Below are 6,992 nucleotides of genomic sequence, written 5' to 3'. Positions count from 1 at the left end.
GCCCGGCCCGCGATCCGCGGGCAGGGCCACTGCCGTTGTCAGGTGGCACCGGCGCCGGGCGTCAAGCCCCCGGCGCCGCCGGTCAGTAACGGTCGCGCCGGTACAGACCGTCACCGAAGAGCGTGTCGAGAACCTCGCTCGCGATACGGAGTCCCTGCCGCTCCTTGGGGGTGAGGCGGTCCTGGTGGCGGCCGTCGGCGGGGGCCGCGGCGGCGGCGCCGGTCGCGAGGAAGCCGGTGACGAGCAGACCGGCGAGCACAACGGAAAGACGACGGAGCATCAGCATGTCCCTACGGTGAGTGGTGACGATTGCGGTGCCACCTTCCGGGGGCGGACGGCCCGGAGTCATGCGACAGCTCCGGGCGCTGCTGCGAACGGACCAGCGGCACCGCCGTATTGCATGAGCGCAGCCCTCACCAACGGCCGAGCCGGCCCGCCCTCCGGCGCCCTCGCGAACGCACAACCGGCCACGCCGATCGTGAATCAGCGCACACATTCCTGCCCTTTCGGCCGCCACTCCGGTGCCCCTCGCCACATTTCCCGATTCCCGGCCGGCCGCACCGGTCCAACAGCCGGATAAATACGCCGTCACCGCCGTCCGGACCGATACCCATGAGCGCTAATTCCGGTGTGAGCCAGGCAACTTATGCCGGGGTGCCTAGCGGCCTTTGAGGGCGTTATCGGGTGACCCGAGGCACGCGATGTACGTCACTTACGAGCCTGCCTAGTCGATATCCGTGCGCCCATTCCGGGCCAACGCCGCCGGAAATGCTTATCCCTTCGGTGATCCGGGTTTCTCTCACGAAGATGAGTAGTACAGAGCACCATTGCCTCGATTCGGGACCGGCGTTAACCATGGATTCCGACGCACCGAGAGCGAGTTTGCGAATCACGCCCCAAGGCGATCGCGGCAAAGACCTCCGGAACGTCACGCGCCGCCAAAAGGCCGCCTCCCCGTCCCCGTACCTGGAAGAGGTCACTCTGCATGCCCAGCTTCACCCTGCCCCGCGCTGCCCGTATCACCCGTACCCACAAGGTCGCCGTGGCCGTTCTGGCCGCCGCGGGTGCCACCTCGGGCCTGGCCCTCACCTCGGCTCCGGACACCGCTCAGGCCGCTTCTGAGCACTCCCCCGCCGCGGTCAAGCCGGTCAGCGCGAAGGGCCAGCCGGCCAAGGCTGACGACGCCAAGACCGGCCGTCCGGTGACCGCCTCGGTCGCCGACCACGTGAAGGCCGAGAAGCAGCACACCGCCAAGCAGGCCGCCGACCGTTCTGCCGACCGCAAGGCCGTCAAGGACTACCCGAACAACCTGGACGGCTGGATTCGTGAGTCGCTGGACATCATGAAGGCCAAGGGCATCCCCGGCTCCTACGAGGGCCTGCACCGCAACATCATGCGGGAGTCCGCCGGTGACCCCAACGCCGTCAACGGCTGGGACATCAACGCGATCAACGGCACGCCCTCCAAGGGCCTGCTCCAGGTGATCCAGCCCACGTTCGACGCCTACCACGTCGCCGGCACGCCCGACAAGCTCACCGACCCGATCGCCAACATCACGGCTGCCGCCAACTACGCGGCCGACCGCTACGGCTCGATCGACAACGTCGACTCGGCTTACTGAGCCGGCAGAGCAGCATGAGCCGTCACCGGCACCCGAAGCCGGCCCCGCCAGATGAGGCCAGGGACCTGACGGACCACACAAACGAGCCCGAAGGCTCGGTATAGAGCAGCTTGCGAAGCGGCGGAATGGCGCGTTCGCCGCTGCGCGGTGGAGCGGGTCCCGGCCATGCCGGGGCCCGCTTCGCTCTCCCGTGCGACCCGCGGGGCACGGAACGGGGGCGTGACCCGCCGTTCCCGCCCGCCGGACGGGTGAGATGCAGGGCCGGTCGGCGGACTGACGGGCCATCGGGTCATAGAGTCAGGCAGTTCTGCGTATATGTGTCTTATCGGCAGGATTCTGCTCAAAAGCTGCCGAACCTGACTCAACCGAAGGCCTTCGGAGGCATGCGATGCCCTTGCGCAGATCCGGTCCGGCCCGCCGTACAGTCCCTCTTGCGGCCGGAACTCTCGTTTCTCTCCTCTCCGTGCTCGCTCTGCCCCTCGCGCTGCCCGGCTCCGCCACGGCGTCCGACGCCGAGAAGAGACCCGCCCACCCCGAGCAGGACTGGATGGGTTCCACGATCATGGCCCACGAGGGCGGCGACCGGGCCGGCGGTCTGGGGGCACGGGCCTCGGCCAGAAGAGGTGTGTCCGGCGTCGACGTCTCCAGCCACAACCGCAAGGTCAGCTGGTCGTCGCTGCGCAAGTCCGGGGTGCGCTTCGCGTACGTCAAGGCCACCGAGGGGACCAGTTACACGAACCCGTACTTCACACAGCAGTACAGGGGCTCGTACAACTCCGGCATGATCCACGGCGCGTACCACTTCGCGCTGCCCGACCACTCCAGCGGAAGCTCCCAGGCGCGCTACTTCGCCGACCGCGGCGGCGACTGGTCCCGGGACGGCAGGACGCTGCCCGGCGCGCTCGACATGGAGTACAACCCCTACGGCGCGACCTGCTACGGCATGAGCCACAAGGAAATGGTCAGCTGGATTCGCGACTTCACCCGGACCTACCGGGAGGAGACCGGCCGTCACGCGGTCATCTACACCTCCACCAACTGGTGGAAGCGCTGCACCGGCAACTCCGGCAAGTTCGGCCGGTCGAACCCCCTGTGGATTCCGCGGTACGGCTCGTCCGTGGGCGCGCTGCCGGCCGGCTGGCACTTCCACAGCATCTGGCAGCACACCTCCTCGGGCCACACGGTCGGCGACCGCAACCGCTTCAACGGCTCGTACACCCGCCTCAAGGTCCTCGCCAACGGCAGCTGACCGCACACACCCGACGGCCGGCCCCCGGCGCGCCCCTTCCGGCGCGCGGGGGCCGGCCGCCTTTCCGTGCTTCGGCGGGGGCGACGGCAGCGGTGCGGGCGGGAAGTCCTTTTCGGACAACTCCTCCGGCGCGCCGGTGAATTCCCGAAGCGGTACAACCATCGGCGGCCGACCGTCGTCCAACACTGCGAAACAACCACGCGACGCACTTCACCCAACGGGGGGTTTTCCATGAAGCGTTCTCGTGTCATCGCAGGATCGGCGGCGCTGGCCGTGGCCGGTATCGCCACGATGGCGACGGCCACCACCGCGTCCGCCGCACCGGCGGCCGCCGCCGCGTACAACGGCGCCTGCGGAAGCGGCTACAGCGTAGTGAATTCCGTACCGGTCACCGGAAAGGGGACCGTGTACCTGACGTACAGCGCCAAGACCGGAAAGAACTGTGTCGTGACGGTGCGGAACAGCCCCGGCAAGCGGGTGAACATGTACGCCTATCTCACGGCCACGGACGGCAGTTCGGACTGGGTTTACGACAGCGGTCAGTACACCTCCTACGCCGGTCCCGTCTATCTGCCCGGAAAGGGCATCTGTGTCGACTGGGGCGGCTCGATCGAGTCGGTCAGCGTCAGCGTGTCCGGCTCCAACTGCGGCCGGATGGCGCCCGGTGTGGTGACCCACCACTGATCGTCCGCGACGGCGGGTTCCCGGGCTGCGCACCCGGGGACCCGCCGTCGTCATGTCTGCGTACCGGGGAACGGTGAGCGCCAACTACCTTGATTCGCCCATGACTTGACAATTACCGGAGCCCGGCGGATGCCGGTCACTCCGGACGGTTGCGGTGCTCGGTCGCCGCGGCGGCCGCGATGTTGCGGGCCATCCCGCCGAACACCGCGGCGTGGAAGGGCGAGATGGACCACCAGTAGGCATGGCCGGTCAGCCCGTGGGGGTGGAACAGGGCCCGCTGGCCGTAGAGCGTCCGGCCCCGGGCGTCGCGGCCGACCGTCAGTTCCAGCCAGGCCAGGCCGGGGAGCCGCATCTCGGCGCGCAGCCGCAGCAGCCGGCCCGGCTCGACCTCCTCGACACGCCAGAAGTCGAGTGAGTCGCCGACCCGCAGCCGGCCCGCGTCCCGTCGGCCGCGGCGCAGCCCCACCCCGCCGATCAGCCGGTCCAGCCAGCCGCGCACCGCCCAGGCGAGCGGCAGGGAGTACCAGCCGTTGTCGCCGCCGATGCCCTCGACCACCCGCCACAGCACCTCGGGCGGGGCGTCCACGGTCCGCTCCCGGCGGTCGGTGTAGAGGCTGCCGCCCGCCCAGTCGGGGTCGGTCGGCAGCGGATCGCTCGGCGCCCCGGGCACCGCGGCGTTGGACCAGTGGGTGGCGACCTCGGCGTCCCGCACCCGGCGCAGCGCCAGTTCCAGCGCGTCGTCGAAGGCGATGGGGTGACCGGGCGGGTCCGGGTCGGGAACATGGCGGGCGATGTCGTGCTCGTGGCAGACGACCTCGTGCCGCAGGGATTCGGCGAGCGGGCGGGCCAGGCCCGGCGGCACGGGGGTGACCAGGCCGATCCAGAGGCTGGAGAGGCGCGGGGTGAGCATCGGTACGGGGAGGATCAGCCGCTCGGGCAGTCCGGCGACCCGGGCGTAGCGCTGCATCATGTCGCGGTAGGTGAGGATGTCCGGCCCGCCGATGTCGAAGGCCCGGCTGACGTCGTCGGGGAGGCGGGCGCAGCCGACCAGGTAGCGCAGCACATCGCGGACGGCGACCGGCTGGATGCGGGTGCGCACCCAGCTGGGAGTGACCATGACCGGCAGCCGCTCGGTGAGATAGCGCAGCATCTCGAACGAGGCCGAGCCGGAGCCGATGATGACGGCGGCGCGCAGGACGGCGGTGGGGACGCCGGACGCCAGCAGGATGTCCGCGACCTCGGCGCGGGAGCGGAGGTGGGGCGACAGCTCCCGCTCGGGGATGCCCGCGGGGGTGAGACCGCCGAGGTAGACGATCCGGCGGACGCCGGCGGCGCGGGCGCGCCGGGCGAAGATGTGCGCGGCCCGGCGGTCGGTGTCCTCGAAGCGGCGGCCGCTGCCCAGGGCGTGCACCAGGTAGTACGCGACGTCGACGCCGGCCATGGCGGTACGGACCGAGCCCTCGTCGGTGACATCGCCGCGCAACACCTCCGTCTGCCCGGCCCAGGGGTGGTCGCGCAGCTTCTCCGGTGTCCTGGCCAGTGCCCGTACGGCGTATCCGGCCGCCAGCAGCTCGGGGATCAGACGGCCGCCGATGTAGCCGGTGGCGCCGGTGACCAGGGCACGTGGGAGCGCCGTGGGCTGCGGCGTCTCGCCGGTGCCGGCCATGGGCGCGGCCTCCTCGGGGCTGGTAGCAGCATGATCAGCCTGCCCGGCAAGTCTGTCACCGGTTCCGCGCGGGAGCATCACGGCGCGGGGCCGGGGCGAGAGCCGTGGAGGCGAGTGGAACGGGGCCCTGGATCGTGACCGTGCGGCTGCGCCGGGCGGACAACGGCCGGTGGCGGCCGGCGGGGGTGGGCTCCGGGCGTGGGGTTACGTCCAGGGCCCGCCCCACCGTGGCCGGGCGTCCCGGCGCGATGCGGGGCGGCGCTCACGGCCGGTGCCGCGCCCGTTCCCCGGGCCGCCGCCACAGTCCCGGCCGCGGCCCGTCTCGTGGCCGTGCGCCGCCTCGTGGTCCGGATCGCGGCTCGGGTCCAGGCCCAGCATGTCCATCAACAACGTCAGATCGTCCGCGCTCCGCGCATGGCCGGCCAGCGCCTTCCTGGCGAGCCGTCGTTCCTCGTCGCACGGCACGGCGCGGGATGCGGAGTCATCGGCACTGCGGTGTTCATCGCTCACCGCTGCATTCTCGGCCGGACCACGGGACCGTGCCCGTCGAGCGGGCCGGGGACCGCCCGGTGGGAACCGGCCGGGCGGCGCTGCTCCACACGGGTGGGACGAGCCCCCGGAACGCCCCGCGGGCCCGGCTCACGGCGGGGAACCTCCGGCGGCCCTTTTCCCTCTTTATGAGCACTTGCACGTGATCACTCAGCCGCGGAGCCCCCCTTGAAACGCCCCTACGCCGTCGCGCTCGCCGCCGCACTCGCCCTCGGCACCTCGCTGCTCGCCGGCTGCTCGGACACCGGCCGGCCGGTCGACTTCTCCGCCGGCGGGAAGAGCGACGGCGCCACGCGGGCAAAGCCCGTCGACGACGACACCCTCATGCCGACCGGCCCGAAGAACGACTTCCGGATCACCCGCACCCTGGACGACGGCACCCACATAGCGCGGACGACGCTGCACGGCCGGAAATCCGGTGTCACCGGAAGCGTCTGGGTCTGGGCTCCCAAGGAATACACGGACCCCAGATACGCCAAAAGCGGATTTCCGGTGCTGATGGCCCTGCCGGGCGGCCTCGGCAGCCCCAAGGAGCCCGGCGGTGTCACGAACTACTGGGTCGGCGGCGACATCGAGCTGCAGGAGAACCTCACCCGGTGGACCGCGGAGGGCAAGAGCCTGCCGTTCATCGTGGTGATGCCGATGCTCAACCCGGACACCCGGTACCACGACGCCAGCGACATTCCCGGCAGCCAGAAGATGGGGACCTGGCTGACCGAGGACGTCGTCCAGCTGACCCGGGCCACCTTCCGCACCTTCAAGTCCCGCGACGGCTGGGCCTTCATGGGATCGTCCTCGGGCGGCTTCGCCGGACTGAAGTCGGTGCTGAAGCACCCGGACAAGTTCAAGGCGGCGATAGCCAGCGGCCCGGACCTGGTGCCGGATTCGCCGCTGTGGGCGGGCCACCAGGCGGAGAAGGCCGCCAACGACCCCGCGCGGCTCGCCCGGCGCCTGCTGCAGAAGGGCGGTCCGGACGTCTACCTCGCCTTCCAGGCCGGCTCCCGGGAGCCCGCCAGGGTCACCGCCGCCATACACCGCTTCCGGCAGACCTACGGCAAGGGCCCGGTCCACACCGTCCTCCAGGTCATTCCCGGCGGCCGGCACAACGCCTGGGACTACCAGAAGGGCATGGCGGCCGGCTCGATCAAGTTCATCAGCGACCGGATGAAGGCACCGGTCCCGAGCGGCTCCTGAACCGGCGGCCGGGCGCCCGGCGGTGCCCC

At 70.9% G+C, this 6,992-nt stretch carries 7 protein-coding genes; 4 read left to right on the top strand and 3 right to left on the bottom strand.

Annotation, left to right across the window (positions count from 1 at the left end):
- Positions 1-82: 82 nt before the first annotated feature.
- Positions 83-286, bottom strand: a complete 204-nt coding sequence (locus ACWC9R_RS06090; protein ID WP_450729185.1) for a hypothetical protein — start codon at positions 284-286, stop codon at positions 83-85.
- Between the two features lie 699 nt (positions 287-985).
- Here ACWC9R_RS06090 and ACWC9R_RS06085 point away from each other — a divergent pair.
- The 3 genes from ACWC9R_RS06085 (at position 986) to ACWC9R_RS06075 (ending at position 3,554) form a co-directional block, all read left to right on the top strand.
- A complete protein-coding gene (locus ACWC9R_RS06085; protein ID WP_450729184.1) occupies positions 986-1,621 on the top strand; it encodes a transglycosylase SLT domain-containing protein in 636 nt (211 codons plus the stop codon).
- 388 nt (positions 1,622-2,009) lie between these two features.
- Positions 2,010-2,870: a lysozyme gene (locus tag ACWC9R_RS06080; RefSeq protein WP_450729183.1), complete on the top strand. Its 861-nt coding sequence runs from the start codon at positions 2,010-2,012 to the stop codon at positions 2,868-2,870.
- Positions 2,871-3,101: 231 nt separating this feature from the next.
- Entirely contained in the window at positions 3,102-3,554 is a 453-nt protein-coding gene (locus ACWC9R_RS06075) for a spore-associated protein A (RefSeq protein ID WP_450729182.1), read from the top strand.
- 136 nt (positions 3,555-3,690) lie between these two features.
- On the opposite strand, the gene ACWC9R_RS06070 is transcribed toward ACWC9R_RS06075, so the two are convergent.
- Both ACWC9R_RS06070 and ACWC9R_RS06065 read right to left on the bottom strand, forming a co-directional pair.
- Entirely contained in the window at positions 3,691-5,220 is a 1,530-nt protein-coding gene (locus ACWC9R_RS06070; protein ID WP_450729181.1) for an SDR family oxidoreductase, read from the bottom strand.
- A gap of 204 nt (positions 5,221-5,424) precedes the next feature.
- Complete coding sequence (locus ACWC9R_RS06065; protein WP_450729180.1) at positions 5,425-5,730, bottom strand: hypothetical protein; 306 nt, start codon at positions 5,728-5,730, stop codon at positions 5,425-5,427.
- A 207-nt stretch (positions 5,731-5,937) separates the two neighbouring features.
- On the opposite strand from ACWC9R_RS06065, the gene ACWC9R_RS06060 reads away from it, so the two are divergent.
- Positions 5,938-6,963: an alpha/beta hydrolase gene (locus ACWC9R_RS06060; RefSeq protein WP_450729179.1), complete on the top strand. Its 1,026-nt coding sequence runs from the start codon at positions 5,938-5,940 to the stop codon at positions 6,961-6,963.
- The last annotated feature ends 29 nt before the right edge of the window (positions 6,964-6,992 follow it).

The organism is Streptomyces sp. NPDC001219 (assembly GCF_053597915.1).
This window is presented reverse-complemented; position numbering and strand designations above follow the sequence as displayed.